The following is a 2,141-nucleotide window of genomic DNA, read 5'->3' as shown; positions in this document are numbered from 1 at the left end:
GGCGACCGGCTCGATCGCGAACAGCGGGGTCACCAGCGGGTCGTGACCGTTCGCGCGCAGCGCCTGTGCGGTCGCGGTCGCGCCGGGCTGCGGGCGCAGCACGATGATGCGCGGGCCTGCCATCACGCGGGGTTGAACAGCCGGGTGATCGTCTCGGGCGCGCGGGCGAGCAGTTCGGCAGCAAGGCTGGCCGGGCCCTGCGCATCGCCAGGGGCAAAGCGCGCCTCGCCCGCGACGTGCTCGGCACCGTCTTCGGAATAGAGCATCGCGCGCAGGTGGACCGTCTCGCCATCCATCCGCGCGAGCGCCGCCACCGCCGAATGGCAATCGCCGCCCAGCGCGAACAGCAGCGCGCGTTCGGCGCGCACGCAGATCGAGGTGGGCGCATCGTCGATGCCGCCGATCAGCGCACGCATCGGTGCGTCGTCGGCGCGCACCTCGACGCCGACCGCGCCCTGCGATGGGGCGGGAAGCCAGGTATCGCTGTCGAGCCGCGCCGAGACGAGCCCGTCGAGCGTCTCGCCCAGCCGATCGAGCCCGGCGGCGGCGAGCAGCGTCGCATCGGCCTCGCTCGCCTGGAGCTTGCCGATGCGTGTCGCGACATTGCCGCGGAACAGCACGGTGGTGATGTCCGGGCGGATGCTGCGGATCTGCGCGGCGCGGCGCGGCGAGCTGGTGCCGAAGCGCGCGCCTTGCGGCAGCGCCTCGATGCTGGTCGCGCCCAGCAGCACGTCGCGCACATCGGCGCGCGGCAGCATCGCAGCGATGTAGAAGGCATCGGGGCGAACGGTCTCGACATCCTTCATCGAATGCACCGACAGGTCGATCGCGCCGCCGCCCAGCGACCAGTCGAGCTCGCGCGTCCACAGCGCCTTGCCGCCGACATCGGCAAGCGGGCGGTCGGTGATGCGGTCGCCGCTCGCCACCACGGGCGAGAGTTCGACCTGATCCTCGGCCAGGCCCCAGCGCTCCCGCAGCGCGGCGGCGGTCATCCGCGCCTGCGCCATGGCCAGCGGCGAGGCACGCGTGCCCAGCCGGATCGGCCTTTGCTCCAGAATTTCCGCTATCCCCTCGGGCAGGCCCGTCGTCATCTTATCCGCCATGCTCTTGTGCTAGCGGCGTATGCCGATAAGGGGAAGCCTTATGGCAATCATCCTGGGCATCGAATCGAGCTGCGACGAAAGCGCGGCGGCGCTGATCGGGTCGGACCGGACCGTGCTGGCGCACCGGCTGGCGGGGCAGGAAGAGGCGCACAAGCCCTATGGCGGCGTGGTGCCCGAGATCGCGGCGCGTGCGCATGTGCAGGTGCTGACCCCGTTGATCGAGGCGGCGCTCAAGGATGCCGGGCTGGCGCTTGACGATGTCGATGCGATCGCCGCGACGGCGGGGCCGGGGCTGATCGGCGGGGTGATGGTGGGGCTTGTCACCGCCAAGGCGCTGGCGATGGCGGCGGGCAAGCCGCTGATCGCGGTCAACCATCTCGAGGGCCATGCGCTCTCGCCGCGCCTCGCCGACGCGAGCCTCGAATTTCCCTATCTGCTTCTTCTTGTCTCGGGCGGGCATTGCCAGATCCTGTGCGTCGATGGCGTGGGCCAGTATCGCAGGCTTGCGACGACGATCGACGATGCCGCGGGCGAGGCGTTCGACAAGACGGCGAAGATCCTGGGCCTGGGCTATCCCGGCGGGCCGCGCGTAGAGGCGCTGGCACGGACCGGCGATCCGAAGGCAGTGCCGCTGCCACGTCCGTTGCTGGGCAGCGCCGAGCCGCATTTCTCCTTCGCGGGCCTTAAAAGCGCGGTGCTGCGCGCGGTGCATAGCGGCGCGCACCGGCCCGAGGATATTGCGGCGGGGTTTCAGCAGGCGGTCGTGGATTGCCTGGTCGATCGGCTGGAGCGGGCGCTTTCCCAGTCCAGTTCAACCCATTCCCCGTTTGTCCCGAGCGAAGTCGAGGGACGTGATCGCAAAGGGTCGCGCATGCGTCCCTCGACTTCGCTCGGGAACGCGGAGAATGTTGAGACCGCATTTGCTGGTGCCACGCCAGGCAAACCCAAGACCCTCGTCGTCGCAGGCGGAGTCGCCGCGAACGGCGCGATCCGCACCGCGCTCGAAGCCCTCGCGGCGCGGCACGCTATGGGCTTTGT

The 2,141-nt window shown here is 70.3% G+C and carries 2 protein-coding genes; one reads left to right on the top strand and one right to left on the bottom strand.

Translation table 11 applies throughout. The features are described 5' to 3' along the window. Window positions 1-122 precede the first annotated feature (122 nt). The gene (hemC, locus tag AX735_RS20540) at window positions 123-1,103 is read right to left on the bottom strand and encodes a hydroxymethylbilane synthase (RefSeq protein ID WP_082751229.1); all 981 of its coding nucleotides are present in this window, start codon (window positions 1,101-1,103) and stop codon (window positions 123-125) included. Window positions 1,104-1,143: 40 nt separating this feature from the next. On the opposite strand from hemC, the gene tsaD reads away from it, so the two are divergent. Further along, the coding region (gene tsaD, locus AX735_RS20535; RefSeq protein ID WP_066284291.1) for a tRNA (adenosine(37)-N6)-threonylcarbamoyltransferase complex transferase subunit TsaD at window positions 1,144-2,141 on the top strand (998 nt) is incomplete at its 3' end.

Origin of the sequence: Blastomonas sp. CCH1-A6, from assembly GCF_001556365.1 — a bacterium.
In the GTDB taxonomy this organism is placed as follows: domain Bacteria; phylum Pseudomonadota; class Alphaproteobacteria; order Sphingomonadales; family Sphingomonadaceae; genus Blastomonas; species Blastomonas ursincola.
This window is presented reverse-complemented; position numbering and strand designations above follow the sequence as displayed.

What these genes read in the sequence shown, in the direction of transcription:
- hemC (WP_082751229.1), bottom strand. Translation starts at nt 1,103, where the DNA reads ATGGCGGATAAGATGACGACGGGCCTGCCCGAGGGGATAGCGGAAATT.